At 64.6% G+C, this 21,475-nt stretch carries 17 protein-coding genes; 13 read left to right on the top strand and 4 right to left on the bottom strand.

Going from position 1 to position 21,475, the window contains the following annotated elements:
* Positions 1 to 55 precede the first annotated feature (55 nt).
* The 11 genes from ACVIHF_RS26655 to ACVIHF_RS26605 all read left to right on the top strand — a co-directional run bounded on the left by ACVIHF_RS26655 (position 56) and on the right by ACVIHF_RS26605 (position 11,862).
* Positions 56 to 1,600 (top strand): class I adenylate-forming enzyme family protein, encoded by a 1,545-nt coding sequence (locus ACVIHF_RS26655; protein WP_253607210.1) that lies wholly within the window; start codon positions 56 to 58, stop codon positions 1,598 to 1,600.
* Positions 1,601 to 1,651: 51 nt separating this feature from the next.
* A complete protein-coding gene (locus ACVIHF_RS26650; protein ID WP_016845326.1) occupies positions 1,652 to 2,389 on the top strand; it encodes an SDR family oxidoreductase in 738 nt (245 codons plus the stop codon).
* A 12-nt stretch (positions 2,390 to 2,401) separates the two neighbouring features.
* Positions 2,402 to 3,583, top strand: a complete 1,182-nt coding sequence (locus tag ACVIHF_RS26645) for an acyl-CoA dehydrogenase family protein (RefSeq protein ID WP_253607211.1) — start codon at positions 2,402 to 2,404, stop codon at positions 3,581 to 3,583.
* 96 nt (positions 3,584 to 3,679) lie between these two features.
* Positions 3,680 to 4,810 (top strand): acyl-CoA dehydrogenase family protein, encoded by a 1,131-nt coding sequence (locus ACVIHF_RS26640; protein ID WP_253607212.1) that lies wholly within the window; start codon positions 3,680 to 3,682, stop codon positions 4,808 to 4,810.
* Positions 4,811 to 4,825: 15 nt separating this feature from the next.
* On the top strand, positions 4,826 to 6,013 hold the full coding sequence (locus ACVIHF_RS26635; RefSeq protein WP_456792795.1) for an acetyl-CoA C-acyltransferase: 1,188 nt from the start codon (positions 4,826 to 4,828) through the stop codon (positions 6,011 to 6,013).
* Between the two features lie 21 nt (positions 6,014 to 6,034).
* On the top strand, positions 6,035 to 7,045 hold the full coding sequence (locus ACVIHF_RS26630; RefSeq protein WP_456792794.1) for an NAD(P)H-dependent flavin oxidoreductase: 1,011 nt from the start codon (positions 6,035 to 6,037) through the stop codon (positions 7,043 to 7,045).
* 12 nt (positions 7,046 to 7,057) lie between these two features.
* Positions 7,058 to 7,831, top strand: coding sequence for an enoyl-CoA hydratase-related protein (locus ACVIHF_RS26625; RefSeq protein WP_456792793.1), 774 nt, complete (start codon positions 7,058 to 7,060; stop codon positions 7,829 to 7,831).
* Between the two features lie 40 nt (positions 7,832 to 7,871).
* Positions 7,872 to 9,032 (top strand): iron-containing alcohol dehydrogenase, encoded by a 1,161-nt coding sequence (locus tag ACVIHF_RS26620; protein ID WP_456792792.1) that lies wholly within the window; start codon positions 7,872 to 7,874, stop codon positions 9,030 to 9,032.
* A gap of 24 nt (positions 9,033 to 9,056) precedes the next feature.
* On the top strand, positions 9,057 to 9,863 hold the full coding sequence (locus tag ACVIHF_RS26615; RefSeq protein WP_456792791.1) for a glutathione S-transferase: 807 nt from the start codon (positions 9,057 to 9,059) through the stop codon (positions 9,861 to 9,863).
* A gap of 39 nt (positions 9,864 to 9,902) precedes the next feature.
* Positions 9,903 to 10,604 carry an SDR family NAD(P)-dependent oxidoreductase gene (locus tag ACVIHF_RS26610; RefSeq protein WP_456792790.1) on the top strand — a complete coding sequence of 234 codons (702 nt, stop codon included), beginning with the start codon at positions 9,903 to 9,905 and terminating at the stop codon, positions 10,602 to 10,604.
* A gap of 55 nt (positions 10,605 to 10,659) precedes the next feature.
* The gene (locus ACVIHF_RS26605) at positions 10,660 to 11,862 is read left to right on the top strand and encodes an ABC transporter substrate-binding protein (RefSeq protein ID WP_456792789.1); all 1,203 of its coding nucleotides are present in this window, start codon (positions 10,660 to 10,662) and stop codon (positions 11,860 to 11,862) included.
* Between the two features lie 16 nt (positions 11,863 to 11,878).
* Here the strand turns inward: ACVIHF_RS26605 and ACVIHF_RS26600 are convergent, their stop codons facing one another.
* Positions 11,879 to 13,435, bottom strand: coding sequence for a glucosamine inositolphosphorylceramide transferase family protein (locus tag ACVIHF_RS26600; protein ID WP_253607220.1), 1,557 nt, complete (start codon positions 13,433 to 13,435; stop codon positions 11,879 to 11,881).
* Between the two features lie 15 nt (positions 13,436 to 13,450).
* Entirely contained in the window at positions 13,451 to 14,752 is a 1,302-nt protein-coding gene (locus ACVIHF_RS26595; protein WP_256558655.1) for a glycosyltransferase family 4 protein, read from the bottom strand.
* 168 nt (positions 14,753 to 14,920) lie between these two features.
* Between ACVIHF_RS26595 and ACVIHF_RS26590 the strand changes: the two genes are divergently transcribed.
* The gene (locus ACVIHF_RS26590) at positions 14,921 to 17,029 is read left to right on the top strand and encodes a GumC family protein (RefSeq protein WP_375167058.1); all 2,109 of its coding nucleotides are present in this window, start codon (positions 14,921 to 14,923) and stop codon (positions 17,027 to 17,029) included.
* 48 nt (positions 17,030 to 17,077) lie between these two features.
* On the opposite strand, the gene ACVIHF_RS26585 is transcribed toward ACVIHF_RS26590, so the two are convergent.
* Both ACVIHF_RS26585 and ACVIHF_RS26580 read right to left on the bottom strand, forming a co-directional pair.
* The gene (locus ACVIHF_RS26585; RefSeq protein WP_253604297.1) at positions 17,078 to 18,160 is read right to left on the bottom strand and encodes an IS630 family transposase; all 1,083 of its coding nucleotides are present in this window, start codon (positions 18,158 to 18,160) and stop codon (positions 17,078 to 17,080) included.
* 134 nt (positions 18,161 to 18,294) lie between these two features.
* Positions 18,295 to 19,620 carry a lipopolysaccharide biosynthesis protein gene (locus ACVIHF_RS26580; RefSeq protein WP_233285827.1) on the bottom strand — a complete coding sequence of 442 codons (1,326 nt, stop codon included), beginning with the start codon at positions 19,618 to 19,620 and terminating at the stop codon, positions 18,295 to 18,297.
* 618 nt (positions 19,621 to 20,238) lie between these two features.
* Between ACVIHF_RS26580 and ACVIHF_RS26575 the strand changes: the two genes are divergently transcribed.
* Positions 20,239 to 21,459 carry an FAD-dependent oxidoreductase gene (locus ACVIHF_RS26575; RefSeq protein ID WP_253607222.1) on the top strand — a complete coding sequence of 407 codons (1,221 nt, stop codon included), beginning with the start codon at positions 20,239 to 20,241 and terminating at the stop codon, positions 21,457 to 21,459.
* Positions 21,460 to 21,475 lie beyond the last annotated feature (16 nt).

Below are 21,475 nucleotides of genomic sequence, written 5' to 3'. Positions count from 1 at the left end.
GAAAATTCCTCAAGACAACAAATCAGGCCCAAAGGGCTGTCACAGGGAGGTTTCAGTGCAGGCGTCGACCCAGTTTGAAGGAAGTGTGGAAGGCTTGCCGAACCGCATCCACGAGGTGATCGATCACCACGTCGGGGCGACGCCGGATCATCCGGCGCTGATCGACGACAAGACGCGGCTGACCTACCGCGAGCTCGACCGAACGGTCGGTCGCGTCGCCGAGGCGCTGCGGGCGCTCGGCATCCGCGCCGGCGACCGCATGATGATCGTGAGCGAGAATTCGATCCCGCTCGCCTGCCTGCTGCTGGCGGCGAGCCGGCTCGATGCTTGGTCCATCGTGGTCAATCCCCGGCTGTCGCCGCGTGAGCTCGACCAGATCAGGGATCACAGCGGCGCCCGCCGCGTGCTGCTGACCGCCGAGGTCTCGCAGGAGGCGGCTACGCATGCCGCGCGTTACGAGGCCGCCGTGCAGGATGTCGGTCCGCTCCGCGGCATCGCCGTCACCGGTTTGAACCTGGCAACCGTGGCGGAGCCGGTCGAGGCCGACGGCGCCAACCAGGTTGCAGTTCTCATCTACACCTCCGGCACTACGGGCACGCCGAAGGGCGTGATGCTGACCCATCGCAATCTCTTGTTCAGCGCCCGGGCGACGGCAAGCTTCCGAAAGATGGCGGCCGATGACGTGCAGTATTGCGTGCTGCCGATCTCGCATATCGTCGGCATCTCGTTGCTGACCATGACCCTGATGATCGGCGCCACCGTGCGTCTGGTGGCGAAATACGATCCGGCCGCGCTGGTCAAGGCGATGACTGAAGAGGGCATCACGATCCTGAACGGCGTGCCCGCGACCTATCAGCGTCTGCTCGAATACCGGCGCAATACCGGCCTGCCGAAGCTCGATCGCGGCCGGTTGCGGGTGATCTCGGTGGCCGGCGCGCCGCTCGACCTCGATCTCAAATCACGGGTCGAGCAGGAGCTCGGGCTGCCGCTGCTCAACGGTTACGGCATCACCGAATGCTCGCCGGGCATCTCCGGCGTCCGGCCCGACAATCCGCGGGCCGATCATGCGGTCGGCAGCGTCATGCCGGGCCTCGAGGCAAAACTGGTCGGCCGCGACCTCAAGCCGGTTGCGGCAGGGGAAGTCGGCGAGCTGCATGTTCGCGGCCCCAACGTGATGCGCGGCTATTACCGCGCGCCCGATTTGACCGCCAAGGCGATCGATCCCGACGGCTGGTTCAACACCGGGGATCTGGCCCGCTTCGAGAACGATGCGCTCTACATCGTCGGGCGGACCAAGGAGATGATCATCCGCTCCGGGTTCAACGTCTATCCGGCCGAGATCGAGGCGGTGCTGAGCACGCACGACGCCGTGGTGCAGTGCGCCGTGGTCGGCCGGCCGGTCGAGGGCAACGAAGAGGTGGTTGCCTTTGTGCAGCTGATCAAGGGTTCGATCGCCACGGTACAGGACCTGATGGCCCATATTGCCCCGCAACTCACCTCGTACAAGCGGCCGTCGGAGATTATCCTGATGGACGCGCTGCCCGCGACATCGACGGGCAAGCTGCTGAAGCACAAGCTGGCGGAGTCGCTGCGCGGCTGAGGGTGAGCCGACGCCGCAAGCCAGTTCACTCAAACAAGACCGGAGAACACCATGCAGAAGAGAAACAGGACGGTGGCCGTCATTGGTGCCGGTGATTTTATCGGCGGCGAGATCGCCAAGAAGTTCGCCTCCGAAGGCTTCACGATCTTCGCCGGCCGCCGCAACGGCGACAAGCTGGCGCCGCTGGTCAAGGAGATCGAGGCCGCCGGCGGCGAGATCCATGCCCGCTCGCTCGATGCGCGCAAGGAAGAGGAGATCACGGCCTTCCTCAACGATGCCGACAAGCATGCGCCGCTCGAGGTTTGCATCTTCAATATCGGCGCCAACGTCAATTTCCCGATCCTGGAAACCACCGAGCGCGTGTTCCGCAAGGTCTGGGAGATGGCCTGCTACTCCGGCTTCCTGGCTGGGCGCGAGGCGGCGCGGCTGATGATGCCGCGCGGCGAGGGCAACATCTTCTTCACCGGCGCCACCGCGTCGCTCCGCGGCGGCAGCGGCTATGCCGCGTTTGCCAGCGCCAAGTTCGGCCTGCGCGCCGTGGCGCAAGCGATGGCGCGCGAGCTCGGACCGAAGAATATCCATGTCGCGCATCTGATCATCGATTCCGGCGTCGATACCGAATGGGTCCGGCAGCGCCGCATCGAGGCGCTCGGTCCGAACGCGCTCGACAATCCCGATCTCTTGATGCCGCCGGCATCGGTCGCGGGCGCCTATTGGCAGCTCTATCAGCAGCCGAAGAGCGCCTGGACCTTCGAGTTGGAAATCCGGCCCTTCGGCGAGAAGTGGTAGGGAGCCGGTCAGATGGAGCTCGCGCTATCCCCTGAAGATGCGGCGTTCCGCGATGAGGTTCGCGCCTTCATCAAGGACAACTACCCGGCGGAGATGCGCGTCGCCAATCCGGAGACCGATCTCTCCAAGGAGCAGATGCTGCTGTGGCATCGCATCCTGCACGACAAGGGCTGGATCGCGCCGCTCTGGCCTAAGGAATATGGCGGGCCCGGCTGGTCGATCACCCGCCGCTTCATCTTCGAGCAGGAGACGACGCGCGCCGGCACGATGCCGCCGCTGGCGTTCAGCGTCACCATGGTCGGGCCCGTCATCTACACCTTCGGCAACGATGTGCAGAAGAAGAAATTCCTGCCGCGCATCCTTTCCGGCGAGGATTGGTGGTGCCAGGGCTATTCGGAGCCGGGCTCCGGCTCCGACCTCGCGACCGTGCGCACCAAGGCGGTGCGTGACGGCGACCACTACATCGTCAACGGCCACAAGAGCTGGACCACGCTGGCGCAGCACGCCGACTGGATCTTCTGCCTGGTGCGCACCGATCCCACGGCCAAGCCGCAGTCCGGCATCTCGTTCCTCTTGATCGACATGAAGTCGCCCGGCGTCACCGTGCGCCCGATCATCACCATCGACGGCTCGCACGAGGTCAACGACGTCTTCCTGGAGAACGTGCGCGTTCCCGCCGAGAACTTGATCGGCGAGGAAAACAAGGGCTGGACCTACGCCAAATTCCTGCTCGGCAATGAGCGCACCAGCATGGCCGGCATCGGCCGCTCGACGCGCTACATCGCGCGGCTGAAGAAGATCGTGAAGGCGGAGATCCCCGAAGACGATCCGGCGCATCTGGAATTCATCCGGGACATCGCCCGCGTCGAGCTCGACGTGCTGGCGCTGGAGGCGACCGAGCTTCGCGTCGTCGGCCAGATGGCGCGCGGCATCGACCCGGGACCGGCCGCCTCGTTGTTCAAGATCCGGGGCACCGAAATCTTCCAGAACATCACTGAGCTGACGCATCGGGCGATCGGCAATTACGGGCTTGCGATCCGCGAGCATCCGGTCAGCGCCAATCACTTCATGCCGGGCCCCGACTACGGCCACACCGCGTCGGAGAAATTCCTCAACTCGCGCAAGCTCTCGATCTACGGCGGGTCGAACGAGATCCAGCGCAACATCATCGCCAAGGCGGTGCTTGGTCTCTAGAGCATGATCCGGAAAAGTGTGAAGCGGTTTTCCGAAGAGATCATGCTCAAACAAAGAAAGCGCATTTCATCGCGCTTTAACGGCAACGAGGATCGGATGGATATCCAGTTCACGGAAGAGCAGGAATTGTTGCGGTCCAGCGTCCAGCGGCTGCTGCGCGACCAGTATGATTTCGACGCCCGCCGCAAGATCGTCGCGAGCGAGGAGGGTTTTGGCCGCAAGCAATGGGCTGAATTCGCCGAGCTCGGCCTGCTCGCCGCGCCGTTCTCGGAAGCGGTCGGAGGGCTCGGCGGCGGGCCGTTGTCGACCATGATCATCATGCAGGAGTTCGGCCGCCATCTTGTCGTGGAGCCCTTCGTCGAGACGGTCGTCGTCGCGGGTGGCTTGATCGAGCAGGCAGGTTCCGACGCGCAGAGGCAGGCGTTCATCGCCGACATCATCGCTGGCACGAAACTCTGGGCGCTGGCCTGGACCGAGAAGGGCTCGCGCTTCGATCTCGCCACCGTCACCACCACGGCGCGCCGCGAGGGCAACGATTATGTGCTCACCGGCGAGAAGACGACGGTGACCGCCGCGCCGTGGGCGGATTATCTGATCGTCTCCGCGCGCACCTCGGGCCATCGCCACGATCGTGGCGGCGTCAGCCTGTTCGTGGTCGATCGCCGGGCGGCCAATCTCGACCTGCAAAGCTTCAAGACGATCGATGGCCGCAGAGCGGCCGAGGTCAGCCTGCGCGGCGTGCGCGCGCAATTGCTGGGCAGTGAAGGCGAGGGCGTCGCCGCGTTGGAGGCCTGCCGCAACCGCGCCATCGGCGCGCTCTGCGCCGAGGCGGTCGGCGCGATCGGCGAACTGAACGCTGCGACCCTGGACTATTCCAAGACGCGAAAGCAGTTCGGCGTCACGATCGGCAGCTTCCAGGTGCTGCAGCACCGGATGGTCGATATGTTCATCGCGCTTCAGGAGGCGTTGTCGCTGATGCAGCATCTCAGCCTCAGTCTCAATGACGATGAGGCCGGCGTGTCTCGGCTCGCCTCGGGTGCCAAGTCGAAGATCGGCTATGCCGGCAAGTTCGTCGCCGATCAGGCGGTGCAGCTGCACGGCGGCATGGGCATGACTGACGAGCTCAATGTCGGCCACTACTTCAAGCGGATTTCCTCCATCAACATCCAGTTCGGCGATCCCGCCTATCACGTGCTGCGCTATGCGCAGCTCGACGCGGCCGCCTAAGCCAGAGAGGCAAGCATGTCACAGGATGCAGTCATCGTTTCCACCGCGCGCACCGGCGTCGGCAAGGCCTATCGCGGCGCGCTGAACAACACCGACGGCCCGACTTTGGCCGGCCATGTGATGGCCGAAGCGGTGAAGCGTGCCGGCATCGCGCCCGGCGAGGTCGAGGACGTGGTGATGGGCTGCGCGATGCAGCAGGGTACCATGGTGATGAACCTCGCGCGCAAGGGTGCCATCCGCGCCGGGCTGCCGGTGACGGTCGCCGGCACCACCATCGACCGGCAATGCGCCTCCGGCCTGCAGGCGATCGCGGTCGCCGCCCGCTCTGTCATGCTCGACGGCGTCGAGATCGCGATCGGCGGTGGCATCGAGTCGATCAGCCTGGTGCAGAACGAGCACATGAAGAGGTTCCATGCCGTCGACGACGAGCTGATGGCAATGAAGCCCGAGATGTACATGTCGATGCTGGAGACGGCGGAAGTCGTCGCCGAGCGCTACGGGATCGGCCGCGACAAGCAGGACGAGTACAGCCTCGAATGCCAGCGCCGCGTCGGCGCCGCGTTGCAGGGCGGCCGCTTCAACGACGAGATCGTGCCGATCACGACCAAAATGGCCGTGGTCAACAAGGACACCAGGGAAGTCAGCTACCAGCAGGTGACGCTGGCCAAGGATGAGGGGCCGCGGCCGGATACCACGGCGGACGGGCTCGCCAAGATCAAGCCGGTGTTCTCGGGTAAGACCATCAGCGCCGGCAACGCCAGCCAGCTCTCGGACGGCGCCTCGGCCTGCGTGATCATGAGCGACAAGATCGCCGCGCAGAAGGGCCTGAAGCCGCTCGGCATCTTCCGCGGCTTCGTCGCCGCCGGCGTCGAGCCGGACGAGATGGGCGTCGGCCCGGTTGCCGCGATCCCGCGGCTCCTCAAGCGGCACAACCTCAAGATCGACGACATCGATCTCTGGGAACTCAACGAGGCCTATGCGGTGCAGGTGATCTATTGCCGCGACAAGCTCGGCATCGATCCGGACAAGCTGAACGTCAATGGCGGCTCGATCGCGATCGGCCATCCCTACGGCATGACCGGGGCGCGGCTCACCGGTCACCTCTTGATCGAGGGCCGGCGGCGCAAGGCGAAATACGGCGTGGTGACCATGTGCATCGGCGGCGGCATGGGCGCGGCGGGCCTGTTCGAAATCGTCCACTGAGCGGAAACGCGGGAGAGACTTGTGAAGACAGCAATCACTGAACTGTTCGGCATCCAGCATCCGATCATCCAGGGCGGCATGCATTTTGTCGGCTTCGCCGAGATGGCGGCCGCGGTGTCCAACGCCGGCGGCCTCGGCATCATCACCGGCCTGACCCAGAAGACGCCGGAGCTGCTGGCGAAGGAGATCGCGCGCTGCCGCGACATGACCGACAAGCCGATCGGCGTGAACCTGACCTTCCTGCCGAGCTTCACCGCGCCGCCCTATCCCGAATACATCGCGGCGATCCGCGAGGGCGGCGTCAAGGCGGTGGAAACCGCGGGCCGCAGCCCGGAGCAGTACATGCCGGCGCTGAAGGCGGCCGGCATCAAGGTGATCCACAAATGCACCTCGGTGCGGCATTCGCTGAAGGCCGAGAAGATCGGCTGCGACGCGGTCAGCGTCGACGGTTTCGAGTGCGGTGGCCATCCCGGCGAGGACGACATCCCGAACATGATCCTGCTGCCGCGCGCAGCGGACGAATTGAAGATCCCGTTCGTCGCCTCGGGCGGCATGGCGGACGCGCGCAGCCTTGTCGCGGCGCTGTCGATGGGCGCTGCCGGCATGAACATGGGCACGCGCTTTATCGCGACCAAGGAGGCACCGGTTCATCCCAATGTGAAGCAGGCGCTGCTCGACGCCGACGAGCTCGACACCCGCCTCGTGATGCGCGCGCTGCGCAACACCGAGCGCGTGCTGAAGAACAAGGGCGTCGACGAGCTGCTCGAGATCGAGCGCGAGAAGGGCGCCAGGCTGAAGATCGAGGACATTCATGAGCAGGTCGCCGGGGTCTACCCGAAGGTGATGATCGACGGCGAGATGGACGCCGGCGCCTGGAGCTGCGGCATGGTGGTCGGCCTGATCAACGACATCCCGACCGTCAAGGAGCTGATCCACCGCATCATGGCCGAAGCCGAAGCGATCATCCGGCAGCGGTTGACCGGCTTCCTCGACGGCAAATTCGAAACCATGCCGGCCCGCGCGGTCGCCTGACGGGAGAGTGCCATGACCGAGCATGTCAAGGTTGAGATCGCCGCCGGCGTCATGACGCTGACCTTGCAGCGGCCCGAGAAGAAGAACGCGCTGACCGGCGCCATGTATGACGCCATGTCGAACGCGCTGAAAGAGGCCGAGGCGGATCCGTCCGTCCGCGTGGTCCTGTTCCAGGGCGACGGCGACAGCTTCACCGCGGGCAACGACCTCGCCGACTTCGCGAGCCAGGCACGCGGCGAAAGCGCGGTCGATAGCCCCGCGCATCGCTTCATCGAGACCATCAGCAAGGTCGGCAAGCCGCTGGTCGCCGCCGTGCAGGGCAATGCGGTCGGCGTCGGCACCACCATGCTGCTGCATTGCGACCTGGTCTATCTCGCCGAGAACGCGCGGCTGATCACGCCCTTCGTCAATCTCGCGCTGGTGCCAGAGGCGGCGTCGAGCTGGCTGCTTCCCTTAAGGATCGGGCATGCGCGCGCCTATGCGATGTTCGCGCTCGGCGAGCCGATGGACGCGCAGGGCGCGCTGGCATCGGGTCTCGCCAATGCCGTCGTGCCGCAGGCCGATCTGCGCAAGAGGGCGCATGACGCGGCGGTCGCGCTGACCAGGCGGCCGGCAGGGTCGCTCAGCATGACCAAGAAGCTGATGCGCGAGCAGCAGAAGATCGCGGCGCAGATCGCCGAGGAAGGCGTGCTGTTCAAGGAGCGGCTGACGACGCCCGAGGCGCGCGAGGCCTTCGCCGCCTTCGCGGAACGGCGGCAGCCTGATTTCACCAAGCTGTCGGCCTGACCGACAGCGGAACTCACGGACACATCGAGGGAGTGAAAGCATGCGCGTCACCGGCAGCCATCAATACCCGACCATGGAAACCGTGATCTACGGCAAGCCGGCAGCCGAAGCGCTGCGCGAGGAGGCCGAGCGGCTGGGCGCGAAGCGCGTCTATCTGATCGCCAGCCGGACGTTGAACACCACGACCGACGAGATCGTGAAGATCCGTCAAGCGCTCGGCGACCGCCATGCCGCGACCTTCGACGGCGTGCCGCAGCACACGACGCGGGACGTGGTGACGCAGATCGCGCGGCAGGCTAGCGAGGCCAAGGCGGACCTCGTCGTCGCGATCGGCGGCGGCTCGGTGGTCGATGCGGCAAAGATCGTGCTGATGTGCATCGAGCAAGCGATCTTCGAGCCTGATGGCCTCGACGGCTTCGAGACCACGCCGGACCGCCGCTTCGGGCCATTCCGCACGCCGAAAGTCCGCATGATCGCGATCCCCAGCACGCTGTCCGGCGGCGAATACAATTCCGGCGCGCTGGTCACCGATACCAGCCGCAAGCTGAAGCAGATCTTCAACCATCCAATGATGATGCCGCGCAGCATCATCCTCGATCCCGCGATCACGAAATATACGCCGGAGAAGCTCTGGCTCGGCTCCGGGACGCGGGCGATGGATCACGGCATCGAGGCGATCTGCTCCAGCCGCCCCAACGTGCTGGTCGATGCGGTGTGCCAGCAGGGACTGCGCTATCTGCATGACGGCCTGCTGCGCACCAAAGCTAAACCCGACGACGAGGCGGCGCGGCTGAGCTGCCAGCTCGGCTCCTGGCTGTCGGCGTTCGGATTGCAGTCGCGGGTGCCGATGGGCGCCAGCCACGCCATCGGCCATGTGCTCGGCGGCACCTGCGACGTGCCGCATTATTTCTGCACGGCGGTGATGATGCCGAGCGTGCTGCGCTACAACCGCCCGGCGACGGAGGCCGCCCAGCAATCGATCGCCGCTGCGCTCGGCGCGCCGGGGCGCGATGCCGGCGAGGCGTTTGCGGCGTTCATCGCGGAGCTCGGCCTGCCGCGGCGGCTTGCCGATGTCGGCGTCGGCGAAGATCGGTTTGAGCTGATCGGCCGGAACGCCATGCTGTCGATCTTCACGCGGGCCAACCCGCAGCCGATCCGCGAACCCGCCGACGTCGTCAAGATCCTGAAGCTCGCCGCCTGAGGCATCAGCACCGGAGCAGCCGCCATGGCCGCCTTGCGCATCTTCTCCTATCTGCCGAACCCGCGCGTCTGGAAGGCGACCATCGCGGCGCGGTTCTGCGGCGTCGATGTCGAGGTCAGGGGAGCCTCCGGCAAGGAGCTGCGGGACTGGCTGTGGGATTATGATGCTCGCCCGCTGGCGGAGCACGAGCGCGCCTCGCTGTCGTCGCTGGCGCGGACCGGGCGGGTCGGACTGACCGGCGCGCAGCTCTTCAAGACCGATGCATTCATGGCGGCACAGCCCTTCGGCAATGTGCCGGCGGCATTCGGCGCCGACGGCAAGGTCGGGATCTTCGAATCGAACAGCATCATGCGCGCGGTGGCGCGGCTCGGCGAGGCAGCATTCCCGCTCTACGGGCGCGACGCCTATGAGGCGTCGCGGATCGACAGTTTTCTCGATGTCAGCCTGGTGTTCGCGCGGGACTCGCAAATCTATCTGCTGGCGCTCTCGGGCGGCACCGTCGATGCGGCCATTCATGCGCGCGCCAAGGATGCGTTCGCGATCTATGCGTCCGGCATCGAGCAGGCGCTGTCGCCGCGGCGGGGGACGCTGGTCGGGAATGGCATCTCGATTGCCGACATCTGCTTTGCCGCCGAACTCGCGCTGTTCATGAATGAACATGCGCGGACCGAGCAGCTGAAAAAGCAAGGATTGGCGAAAATCCTGCATTCGGGCGTGCAGGATGAGTATCCGCTGATGTTCGCTCACTTTGATCGCCTGATCGCGCATGAGCACGTCGGGCTGGATCTCAAGCCTTATGTCGAGAAGCTGCTGTCGAAGGCGGCCGCCTGACCATGAAGGCCATAGGCCGCAACGCGGAGGGTTGATCGCATGACCGCACCTGTCTGTCTGATATCCGGCGTTGGGCCCGGCACCGGTTCGGCGCTCGCCAGGAGGTTTGCCGAGGGCGGCTATCGTGTCGCGCTGCTCGCCAGGAACGAGGCGCGTCTCGCCGCGCTCGAGCAGCAGCTGCCGGGCGCAAAGGCCTATCGATGCGACGTGTCCGATCCCGCGCAGGTCGAGGCGGTGGCCTCGGCCGTGGAGCGCGATCTCGGCAGCCCGGGCGTCGTGATCCACAACGCCGTCGGCGGCGCGTTCGGCACCTTCCGCGAGATCGATCCGGAGATTCTCAATCGTAACTTCCAGGTCAACACGATGGGACTGTTGTACCTGGCAAGGCGATTTGCCCCGGCGATGATCGCTGCCGGCAAGGGCGCCATCGTTGCGACCGGCAACACCTCGGCGTTGCGCGGCAAGGCCGGCTTCGCGGGGTTCGCGCCGACCAAGGCAGCGCAGCGAATTCTCGCCGAGGCGATGGCCCGCGATCTGGGGCCGCAAGGTGTTCACGTCGCCTATCTCGTGATCGATGCCGTGATCGATCTGGAGTGGACGCGGAAGCGCTGGCCGGATCGGCCGGACGACTTCTTCATCAAGCCGAAAGCGATCGCCGACGAGGTCTGGCACGTCGCCCATCAGGATCGCAGCGCGTGGTCGTTCAATTTCGAGATCAGGCCGTTCGGCGAAGCTTGGTAGCGCCGCGCGCCGGTCGCAAGAGTTGGTCAATTCATAAAAGCTCAGGAGGAATTTCATGTTGTTGAAGACGTTTGCCGTGTCCGTTGCGATGCTCGCGGCGCTTGCCGCGGCTCCAGTCCGCGCCGAAACGCCGGGGGTATCGGAATCAGAGATCAAGGTCGGGGCGACGTTCCCGTTCAGCGGCCCGGCGTCTCCGCTCAGCAACACCGGCAAGGGCCTGATCGCCTACGTCCATTCCGTCAATGACCGCGGCGGCATCAACGGCCGCAAGATCAACCTCATCACCTATGACGATGCCTACACGCCGCCCAAGGCCGTGGAGCAGACCCGCAGGCTGATCGAGAGCGACGAGGTGGCGTTCCTGTTCAGCCCGCTCGGCACGCCCGGCATCGGCGCGACCATCAAATACGTCACCGCGAAGAAGGTGCCGCATCTGTTCGTCGTCAGCGGCGCGACCAAGTTTACGAATCTCGCGGAATTTCCGCTGACCACCACGGGACTGCCGAGCTACAACACCGAAGGCAAGATCTACACCAAATACATCATGCAGACGGCGCCCGATGCGAAGATCGCGATCCTCTACCAGAACGACGATCTCGGCCGCGATTTCGTGGCCGCGTTCAAGGAGGTGCTGAAGGCCGATTTCGACAAGAAGGTGGTGACGTCTCCCTATGAGGTCACCGAGCCGACCATCGAATCCCGCGTGGTGACGCTGAAGGCGTCGGGTGCGCAGGCGTTCCTGATCGCCGGCACGCCGAAATTCGCGGCCCAGGCGATCAAGAAGGCGAACGAGATCGGCTGGTCGCCGCTGACCATCGTCAACTATGTGTCGAGCTCGGTCTCCGCGACCATCGTGCCGGCGGGCGCGGACAAGGCGGTCGGCGTTGTCGTGGCGACCATCACCAAGGATCCGAACGACAAGAAGTGGGCCGACGATCCCGGCATGAAATGGTATCGCGCCCATTTCGAGAAATATCTCCCAGGCGCCGATATCGGCGACAACAACTATCTGTTCGGCACCCAGCAGGGCCAGATCCTGGAGCAGGTGCTGAAGCAGTGCGGTGACGACCTGTCGCGCGAGAACATCGTGAAGCAGGCGCGCAACATCAGAGGGCTCGTGCTGCCGACGCTGATGCCGGGCATCGCCATCAACACAGGCCCCGACAACAGCATGGCCTATACGCAGCTTCAGCTGCAACGCTGGACCGGAAGCTCATGGGAGCAGTTCGGCGGCGTGCTGAGTGCCGACCTGAACTGAACCGGGTCGACCGAGGCTAGTGGAGCCGTCGCGCGATCGGCTTCGCCAGCGTGCCTTGCCACTCCCGCTGCGCTGGTCGGTCGCTTGACCGCAGGCTGTTCAGCAAGGCGGTGGTCTTCGGCTGGACCCGCGAGCCGTCGATCACCTCGAGCCGGCCGCAGCGGTTGAGCGTGTGCAGCTTGCGTCCGGTCCACAGCGGCCCGGGTTTGAGCAGATGGCGCACGGCCTGCCGGTAGGTCGTCGGCGACAGTTCGAGCACTTCCGCAAGTCCGAGCGCCGCGCCGTACCCGTTGCTGCAGTCCTGCACCGGCCGCCACAGCTTGCCGTTGATGGTCACGAAATTGCCGGCCGGCCGCGTCGTCGCGCGATCCATCAGGATCGGATTGCTTGCATGCGGCCGCCACGGGCCGAACAACTGCTCGGCGTAATAGATCGCCAGCGTGTCGGAATATCCGCCGGTGCCGTCGCGCCAGGCTCCGAACATGTAGTAGAGGCCGTCATGCTGCGTGATGGTCGCGTCGGCGAGTTCGAGCCCGGACAGCAGCGTGCCCTGCCGTTCCCACTGGTCGGGAAAGCGAACGCATTTGTAGATCGGGACATCGCGATGCGCGGTGCTTTCCGGGATCATCCACAGCTCGCCATTGTTCTCGATCAGGAACGGGTAGGACAGGTGCCACGGCTCTTCGAGCACCGGCAGCACCGTGCCGACCGGACCGTTGCCGTCGAATTCGATCGCGGAGATGATGCCCTTGCCGGTTCGGTGGTCGAGGTCCTCGAAGAACACGAACGTCCTGCCCTGCCACTTCACCGGGACGGGATCGGCATAGAAGTGATTGCCGGGATCGCCGAGCACGTTCCAGGCAGGTCCCGACAGGTCACCGGTCCGCCAGACATCCGTGTTCTCGGCGTAGCGCCAGCCGACATGCCAATGCGGCGCGTAGCAGCAGAGACGATAGATTTCCTTCGCGATCGAGGTCGCGACGCCGCGCAGGACAAAGGGCGCGGGATTTCGCGGTGCGCTGCCGGCCGCCGGCACAGCCAGTTGCGGCACCAGCCGCGGAGCCCCCGACAGGATCGGCGGCAGCATGGACAGGGTGCGCGCCATCACCGTTTCGAGCCCGCCGCTCAGGCCGGCGGCGATTTCCGCCGAGGGATGGCCGCGGTCCATGACCGTGCCGTCGAGCTCGTTGACGATTTCAATCACCGGCAGGTCGCCGGCGAGAATGGCGGCCAGTGCGGCGGCTTCGCCCGCCTGTCCGTTGAAGCGCGGACGGAGGTAGAGCCTGGCGGGGCAGTTCGGGTCCCGCGCGGCAGTGGTGAAGTCGATCACCACATCGGGGTTGCCCATGCGCGGTCGTTCCGCAATCGCCTTCAGCCTGTCGACATCACCCGCCTTGCCCTTGCGCAGCACGATGCGCTCGAGCTCGAACAGCATGTCGAGGCCGGCGGGCCTTGGCCCTGGCGTCGTCGTCCAGGCGATTTGAACAGGAATATCCTGATCGTTGACGCGCAGCGTCTCGCGGCGCATCCAGAGTCGCGCCTGCGCGCGATCGCAGCGAAACTCGATAATCATGTCCAGCCCAATTTCCTAGTGCGCGTCCACTCCCACGGCATTGCCGAGAATGCGGACGTATTCCTCTATCATGGCATCCAACGAATAACGCGACTTCAGGCCCACGGCACTTTGCCGCAGCTGGTCGCTCAACAAACGATCGGTCAGGACTTTCGACACGGCGGCCGAAAACTCCGCCTCGTTAGCCGCGTCAACGAACACTGCGGCAGGCTGTCCCTGGTAGGACAGCACCTCGCGCAGCACCGGCAGATCGTTGACAACGCAGGGGATGCCGGCGCTCGCGGCTTCCACCGCAGCGAGGCCGAAGGTTTCGGCCTGCGTCGGAAAGACGAAGACGTCGAGGCACGCCAGAAATTCGGCCATCTGGCGCGGTTTGATCTCGCCGACGAAGTGCAGCCGGTCCGCGACGTTCAGCTCGCTCGCCAGGGCTCGCAGCCGTTCCTCGTCCGCGCCTTGTCCGGCGAGGGCAAGATGCCAGGATTGGTCGGCGGCCAGCAGGCGAATTGCCGCATCGAGCCGCTTGTGCGGATGCAGCCTTGCCGCGCAGCCAAGCAGCGTGCGATCCGGCGGCAGCCTGAACTGCTGCCGCGCGACGTTCTTCGGCAGGCTGTGCGACTTGTCGTCGAAGCCATGCGGGACGTGCGTCATGCGCGCGCGATAGGTCGCGGGATAGCGGGCGTATTCACGCTCCATGTCCCGCGAATTCAGCGTGATGCACTGGAAGAAGCCGGTCGAGCCCATGAAGATGTCGGCGGCGCGCACCGGCATGCTCATCGACATCGCCGAGGACACCTGATTGGCGATCACCGGGGCTCGGCTGACGAGCCGCGACACGCCTCCGCCGATCACATTGCCGAAGTGCTGGAAGGTCAGCACGACATCGGGCCTGATGGTCCTGAGATGACCGGCGAGCGTCCACAGCATCCGCAGCAGCGCCAGCGGGTTTCCTGGACGGCTCGGCGCGCAATAGAAAGTATTGGGCGGCTCGTCGAAGGAATCCGATTTGCGGAAGAAGAACAGGTTGGCGACGTCATAGCCGCGCGCGGAGAGGCCCGCGCCGAGCAGCCGCGATATCTCCTGCGCGCCGGCGTTCTCGGCCTGGGTCTGTACCAGGACGATACGCAGCTTTGGCTTGCTCTCGTTCGGTCGATCGCGTGATGCGGTCGATGCCTCGCGCAATTCTGTGCTTGGCCTGTAATGAAGCACGGCTTCCTCACCCGTCGAAGGAGTGAAATCGTCTCCCTCGCTATTACGCGCGTACTTATCACGCGAAGCGCGCTCGTAGATCGAGTAGCGCGTGTTGAGGTTACTGCTCATTTAGTGCGATCAGACATTGCCAGCAATCGAGAGCCATTGTTTCACACATAGGGTACAGCCGGCTCGTTAACTAATTGGTTACGTCCGCATGAGGAGGGGGTAACCGTGGATTAACCATAGATATTTACGTTGGAGCAGTACTGTCAGTTGAATTCGAGTAACAGCCCCATGAAGTTCGGTAGCCGCGTAGGCCCGAGACGTTCCGAACCCACGGAACCCGCCGCGTCGTGGGAAGCTGCCGGCGTGCCGACCAGCCGATCCTCTGCGGAAACCACCAAGGGCGTGCTTAGCATTCCCGGCGTGGTGGCTTTTTTCCGCGAGAACGGTCAACGCATTCTGATGCTCGCCGCGGTGATCTTCGCGGTCGGCGTCATTCTGCTGATGTTGATTCCGGCGCGCTATGCCGCGACCGCGCTCGTCGTGGTCGACCCGCGCGAGCAGCGCGTGACCACCGATCAGGACGTCCTGCCGGGGATCGGTCAGGATGCCGCAGCACTGCAGAGCTATGTCGAGATCGCCAAATCCGACGGATTTCTCGGGCCGCTGATCGAGCAGCTCAAGGTCGCCGAGGACAGCGACATCTCCGGCGGCAGGACCGACCCGACGCGGCTGCTCGACCGGTTCCGCAACCGGCTCGACATCTCCCGGCGCGGATTGACCTATGTCATCGCCATCAAGTTCACGTCCAACAACCCGCAGCGTGCGGCCTATTACGCCAATGCGGTGGCTGAGGCGTTCGTCGCCAGCCAACGTGGCACGCGCAGCGTGGCGACCGACGAAGCCGCCGACTGGCTGAAGAGCCGGCTCAAGACATTGAACGACCGCCTGCGGTCTTCGGAAGATGCCGTTGCGAAGTTCAAGCTCGAGCACCGGATCGTCAACGCGGGCAAGGAATCGACGACGCAGCAATTGCGCGTTACGGATCTGACCCAGCAGGTCGCCGCCGCGCGCGCCCGCACCGAGGAGGCCAAGGTTCGCTACGAGCAGCTGCAGCGCGACCTGAAGGCCAATGTCGACGGGCCGGTCAAGCAGGACCTGCTGAGTGCGCTGCGCGCCCAGCGCTCCGCGCTCAACGACCAGATCGCACAGAAGCGCGGGGTGCTGGGCGATCGTCATCCAGACCTCGTGATGGCTCTCAGCCAGCTCAGCGATCTCAACCGACAGATCGAGATCGAGCGGAAGAAGAACATCGACACCGCGAAGTCGGAGTATGAAGCGCAGCGCGATCAGCAGAAGGCGCTCGAGGATCAGCAGAAGGCGGTCGAACAGCAAATCCTGGTCGACGGTCAGGCGCTCGTCAAGCTGCAGGAATTGCAGCGCGACGCCGATGCCAACAAGAATATCTACGAGCAATTCCTCTCGCGCTACAAGACTACCGACGAGCAGCGGCTGCTGCAGAGCTCGCAGACCAAGGTCGCATCGCCTGCGACGCCGCCGGTGCGCTCGACGCTGCCGCCGCTTCCGCTGTTGCTGGTCGCGCTCGCGATCGTCTCGCTGCTGACATCGACGGCGATCGTCGCCGTTCCCGGTCTGAATCTGAAGCAGCTCCCGATCAAGGCCATTCCGCCGCTTCGTCGGGCCGAGGCGCCCGCGCCGCCGGCGCGTGCCGCGCCGCAACCAGCGCCGCCGCCGGGATTGCCGGTGCTGGCCCGCATTCCCAACATGGTGTCGCCGGACGCCGTCAGGAGCGTCTGGCAGACCCCGATCTCGTCGACGGCCGAACCCGATCTCAGTCCGCATCTTCAGCTGCTGATCGAGAACATCGAGCAGCTTTCGGGAGAGCACGGCAAGGTGGCGCTGTTGCTGTCGGTCGAGGCCGGTGCGGGCGGCAGCACCGTTGCACGGTCGCTGAACCGATCCGCCGTCAAGAACGGCATGCTCAGCGTCCTGATCGAGGTGGAATCCAGGCGCGCCGAGGCCGCGCCGCCGCAAGGATCGGGCATCATCAAGGCCGACCTGCCGTCGGTCGTCGAGCTGCTGGGCGCCAGCAGCAAGGCGCCGCCCTATCCGCCGGACGATATTCGCGCCGATTTCGGCTTGATCATCGTCGACGCATCGTCGCTTGCCCTTCAGCCGGCCGCGGTGGCGCTGGCTGCCCATGCCGACCTCGTGATCCTCGTGGTTCGCGAAGGTGCGGCCAACTCGGCCGCGATCGGCAAGGCGCGGGCCGATCTATCCGGCTATGGTTCGGTCCCGACCGCGCTGGTCGTCAATCGCGTGGCGGTCGATGCCGCCGTTCGCGGTCGCCAGGGCGAGGCGCTCGGCCTGGCGAGCTGAAGGCGGTTCGGCTGAAGCTAGTGTCCTGAACCAAAAGTTCATGGCATTTTATGCCTTGGCGGGCAGATTGTAAGCGCAGAAGCGTTCGATTGAGCCGAGAATGTCGTCAGCTGATTTGGTCCATCGGAACGGCATTGGGTCAGCGTTGTGATGGTCGATGAAGGAGGCAATCTCGGCCCGTAGCGCCGCCACACTGCGATAGATGCCGCGCCTAATCTTACGCTCGGTGATGAGTGCAAAGAAGCGTTCGACCTGATTGAGCCAGGATGAACTGGTTGGCGTCAGGTGGACGTGCCAGCGCGGCCTCTTTGCCAGCCAGTTGCGGATCAACGGCGTCTTGTGGGTTGCGTAATTGTCCATGACGAGGTGGACGTCCAGATCGTCTGGAACCGCAGCTTCGATCTCATCGAGAAACTTGCGGAACTCTTTGGCACGATGGCGTCCATAGCATTTGCCAATGACCCGGCCGGTTGCGACGTCGAGGGCGGCAAACAGCGAGGTGACGCCATGGCGTTTGTAGTCGTGACTACGGCGCGCCGGCTGGCCAGGTCGCATGGGCAGCATGGGCTGGCTGCGATCCAGCGCCTGGATTTGCGACTTCTCATCGACACACAGTACGATGGCGCGCTCGGGCGGAGCTACGTAAAGGCCGACGATGTCGCGAACCTTGGCGACGAAGTCGGGGTCGGTTGAGAGCTTGAAGGTCTCCAACCGATGCGGCTGCAAGCCGAAAGCGCGCCATATACGCTGTACTGTTGAGACTGACAGCCCGCTGGCCCGCGCCATGCTGCGCGAACTCCAGTGGGTGGCCCCGGGAGGCTGGGTCTCAAGGGTGCGAACGATCACCGCCTCGATCCGGGCATCCTCAATCGTGCGTGGCGTCCCCGATCGCGGCTCGTCCCAAAGACCTTCAAGCCGATGCTCGGAGAACCGCCGCCGCCATTTGCCGACCGTGTCGGGATCGACAGCCAAACGGGCCGCCACGACCTTGCTCTGCTCGCCCTCAGCACAGGCCAGGACGATCCGAGCCCGCAGTGCCAACGCCTGAGCAGTGCTTCGACGCGACGCCAACGATGTCAACTCAGCACGTTCCACCTCATCAAGCTCCAGCGGAGCAAAGCGCCGACCCATCGCCAATCCTCCCCAAATCAGGAGAGTCCGCTATCATCGAGTCGATTTGGAGTCCGCCGAACTTTTGATTCAGGACACTAGCGCCTTTTCCGTTCCGATAGTATCGGAACGCGGCTCTTCGCTCGAAAAACGCTCTAGTCGTTGCTGTCCGCAACGCGGACCGCGTAGGCGTCACCTTTCGACGGCCACAGATGCGACAGCACCAGAATGGATGGGTCGACGCCGGTCCGCCGCCGGCACAGCACGTTGAGCGCGATGGTGGCGACGACCAGCGAAACCGTCGCCGAGATCGCGGCGCCGAGCACGCCGAGCCACGGGATCAGCACGACAAATCCCAGCAGCCGTAGCGCCACATTGGCCGCGACGACGGGAACATAATCACGCTCATGGCCCGTCAGCTGCAGAACAGCGGCAGAGGGTCCGCCTGCCGCCTGGAAGGCCGTTCCGATCGCGAGCACGATCAGCACCCACTGCTGCGCCGCGAAGTGCGGCCCGAACAGGCCGAGCAGATAGGGGGCGCCCACCCAGACAATGACGAGCCCGCTGAGCACGCAGAGCGCGGTCACCTCGGCCATCAGCTTCAACGTATGTTCAAGCTCGCCGTGGTTCTTGCTGAAATACAGCGAGGGCAGCCGGCGCGCGCCGAACGTGTAGAGCGCAGCCGACAGCATCGCGAAGATGTTAGCCAGCCGCGAGGCGGCGAAATAGACGCCGGCGGTGGCCGGATCCAGCATCCAGTAGACCAGGATGACGTCGAAATACTGGTTTGCCGCTTCGAGAATGGAGGCGAGCCAGAACCGGAATGCGCTTTTGTTCCAGCGCGAGGCCTCGAAGCGCGCCGTGACCGACCGCAGGTTCGGCAGCGCCCGCATGATCGATACGATCTGCACGACGAGCCCGAGCGCCATCGCGGCCGACATCGCGCTGAACAGCTCGGCGGGGGTGAGCTGCCGGTGGCCGAACAGCACCGCGATCAGGAACAGGACGACGGCGACGCGCCAGAAGAACTCCCGATTGCCTTCGCCCATCAGGATGCTGACCAGCGATCGCGCGATCTGGCTGCCGAGCATCAGCCCTGCATTGATCGCGGTGAACGCCGAGACCGACAGGATCAACAGCCACCACTCGCCGCGAATGCTTGCCACCGCGGCGATCGCGGCGATCGAAATCAGCATCCCGATCGCGGAGTTCTTCAGGCTCGACAGCAGCACACCCTTGGTGAACTCGGCCTGGCCGCGCACCTCATACTCATTGAGAAATCGAACCAGGAGCAGCTCCTGGCCGACCAGGCCCACGACCGAGGCGATCTGGGCGACGGAGAGCAGGGTTGCGAAGTTTCCAAACGCGTCCGGCGTCATCGCCCGCGCGGCGAGCGAGAACAACGCGAATGCGAGCCCGCCGCTACCAACCTTGAGCAGGATGGTCCCGGCAACGCCGCGCGTAACGTCGCGCCGTAACAGTTGGAGCACGGAGGCAATCACCAGAGACGTCTCAATATCCAGTCGGGCTGTTGACCGCAGCAATCGGTGAAGCCTGGAGTGTTAATGTTCTCTTGCTAAGATTCCGTTCCTTTCGAACGGCTGCCGGGCCCAACGCAGTTGTGAACAGGGCCAGGTCGCGTTGCTCCATTCTGGAACGGCGCCGTCTGCCCTGTCTCCAAACGGCGCAGGTTGGATTTGCCTCCAGCGTCCGGTCCAGTGGCGCGGACCTTGCCGGAACAGACTGCGCTTGCGCGTCAACGCCATTTGTCGCTGCTCGATGGCCTGGCAATTGCCTCGCCATCCCGCTGCGGAGCCTGCAAAGGTTCGGTTTCATGGCCGACCGCCGTGCAAGCCATGTGCCGAGAGACCGCTGATCGTGGTCCGGACGTTTTCATTAACCGCAATTCTGGAACTCGCCGTGTTCGATCGGCAAGGCGGCACCGCAGGCAAGGAAATTGCAGTCCTGCGGCCAACCAGAGCTTTTCCCGTTCCGATGGAATCGGAACGAGGCTCTAGATTCTTGTTTTGACGCGTTTTCTTCACGCGAACCGGTATCCACTTCGCTCGAAAACGCTCTAGCCGTCGGAGCGGACGAACATGATTGCCGAGAAAAGTGCGACCAAGCCAATCGTGGCCTGCGAGACCGAGGTCATCGAAGCGGACGTCGCAATTGTCGGAGCCGGTCTGGCAGGCTCGCTCGCAAGGGCTGTGCTCGCCCGAGCCGGATACCGCGTCGTCCTGATCGACAAGCGATCGATCCCGCCGGACGAATTCCGGGTTGAAAAAATCGCCGGACGGCAGATCGACATCCTGCGCCGCCTCGGCTTCATCGACGACGTCGAGGCCATTGCCGCGCCCTATGACCGGGTGCTCAACATCAGGAGCGGCAAGCTGGTCGATATCGGCGTCGGCCGGTCCTACGGGATTTCCTATGCCAACCTCGTCAACATGGCACGCGGCCTGACGCCCGATGCGTCGAGCTTTCTGCTCGACCAGGTGACCAATGTCAGCTGCAGCGAGGAACGTCAGCAGTTGACGTTGGCCTCCGGAAAGCGCGTCGTCTCGCGTCTGGTCGTTCTGGCGACCGGCATGGCGAACGTGCTCGGCCATAATCTCGGAATGCGCCGGCAGATGCTTGCTGCGCGCCACTCTGTCTCGTTCGGCTTCACGATTGCACGGCCGGACAACGCGCCATTCGATTTCGATGCGCTGACCTGCTATGGCGAGCAGGCGGCTGACGGCGTCGACTATCTCAGCCTGTTTCCGATGTCGGGCGGCATGCGGGCGAACCTGTTCATGTTCCGCGATCCGACCGATCCGATCATGCGTGAGCTGCGCCGCGACACCAGACGAACGCTGCTTCGCCTGATGCCGGGATTGCAGCCCTATCTCGGGGATTTCGAGGTGGTCGGCCAGGTGCAGAACTGGGTCATGGATCTGACCGTGACCGAGGGCCATCTGCAGCCCGGCGTCGTGTTGATCGGCGATGCGTTTCAGACCAATTGTCCCGCAGCCGGAACCGGCGTTGGCCGACTGCTGGTGGACGTCGAACGTCTTTGCACGGACTATGTGCCGCGCTGGCTGAAGACCGCCGGTATGGGCGCGGACAAGATTGCGCAGTTCTATTCCGATCAGGACAAGCTCGCCGCGGATCAGCACTCGCTGCACCTGGCGAGCTTCCGCCAGGCCTTGACGTTGAACACCGGTGTGCGCTGGAACTTGCGGCGGAAGCTGCACTTCCTGCGCCGCATGATCACACACCGGGTGGACCGGATTCATCCGGGATGGGTGATGCGCGTCCGCAGCGCGCTCCGCTGATCGGGCTGCCAGCGCC

The organism is Bradyrhizobium sp. USDA 4506 (assembly GCF_054058795.1).
The sequence above is the reverse complement of the archived record's forward strand: the minus strand, read 5'-3'. Positions and strand labels throughout refer to the sequence as shown.

Coding starts and splice junctions, on each gene's coding strand:
- ACVIHF_RS26590 (WP_375167058.1), top strand. CDS start 14,921: ATGAAGTTCGGTAGCCGCGTAGGCCCGAGACGTTCCGAACCCACGGAA.
- ACVIHF_RS26650 (WP_016845326.1), top strand. CDS start 1,652: ATGCAGAAGAGAAACAGGACGGTGGCCGTCATTGGTGCCGGTGATTTT.
- ACVIHF_RS26640 (WP_253607212.1), top strand. CDS start 3,680: ATGGATATCCAGTTCACGGAAGAGCAGGAATTGTTGCGGTCCAGCGTC.
- ACVIHF_RS26635 (WP_456792795.1), top strand. CDS start 4,826: ATGTCACAGGATGCAGTCATCGTTTCCACCGCGCGCACCGGCGTCGGC.
- ACVIHF_RS26585 (WP_253604297.1), bottom strand. CDS start 18,160: ATGGGTCGGCGCTTTGCTCCGCTGGAGCTTGATGAGGTGGAACGTGCT.
- ACVIHF_RS26575 (WP_253607222.1), top strand. CDS start 20,239: ATGATTGCCGAGAAAAGTGCGACCAAGCCAATCGTGGCCTGCGAGACC.
- ACVIHF_RS26645 (WP_253607211.1), top strand. CDS start 2,402: ATGGAGCTCGCGCTATCCCCTGAAGATGCGGCGTTCCGCGATGAGGTT.
- ACVIHF_RS26610 (WP_456792790.1), top strand. CDS start 9,903: ATGACCGCACCTGTCTGTCTGATATCCGGCGTTGGGCCCGGCACCGGT.
- ACVIHF_RS26600 (WP_253607220.1), bottom strand. CDS start 13,435: ATGATTATCGAGTTTCGCTGCGATCGCGCGCAGGCGCGACTCTGGATG.
- ACVIHF_RS26615 (WP_456792791.1), top strand. CDS start 9,057: ATGGCCGCCTTGCGCATCTTCTCCTATCTGCCGAACCCGCGCGTCTGG.
- ACVIHF_RS26625 (WP_456792793.1), top strand. CDS start 7,058: ATGACCGAGCATGTCAAGGTTGAGATCGCCGCCGGCGTCATGACGCTG.
- ACVIHF_RS26605 (WP_456792789.1), top strand. CDS start 10,660: ATGTTGTTGAAGACGTTTGCCGTGTCCGTTGCGATGCTCGCGGCGCTT.
- ACVIHF_RS26595 (WP_256558655.1), bottom strand. CDS start 14,752: ATGAGCAGTAACCTCAACACGCGCTACTCGATCTACGAGCGCGCTTCG.
- ACVIHF_RS26620 (WP_456792792.1), top strand. CDS start 7,872: ATGCGCGTCACCGGCAGCCATCAATACCCGACCATGGAAACCGTGATC.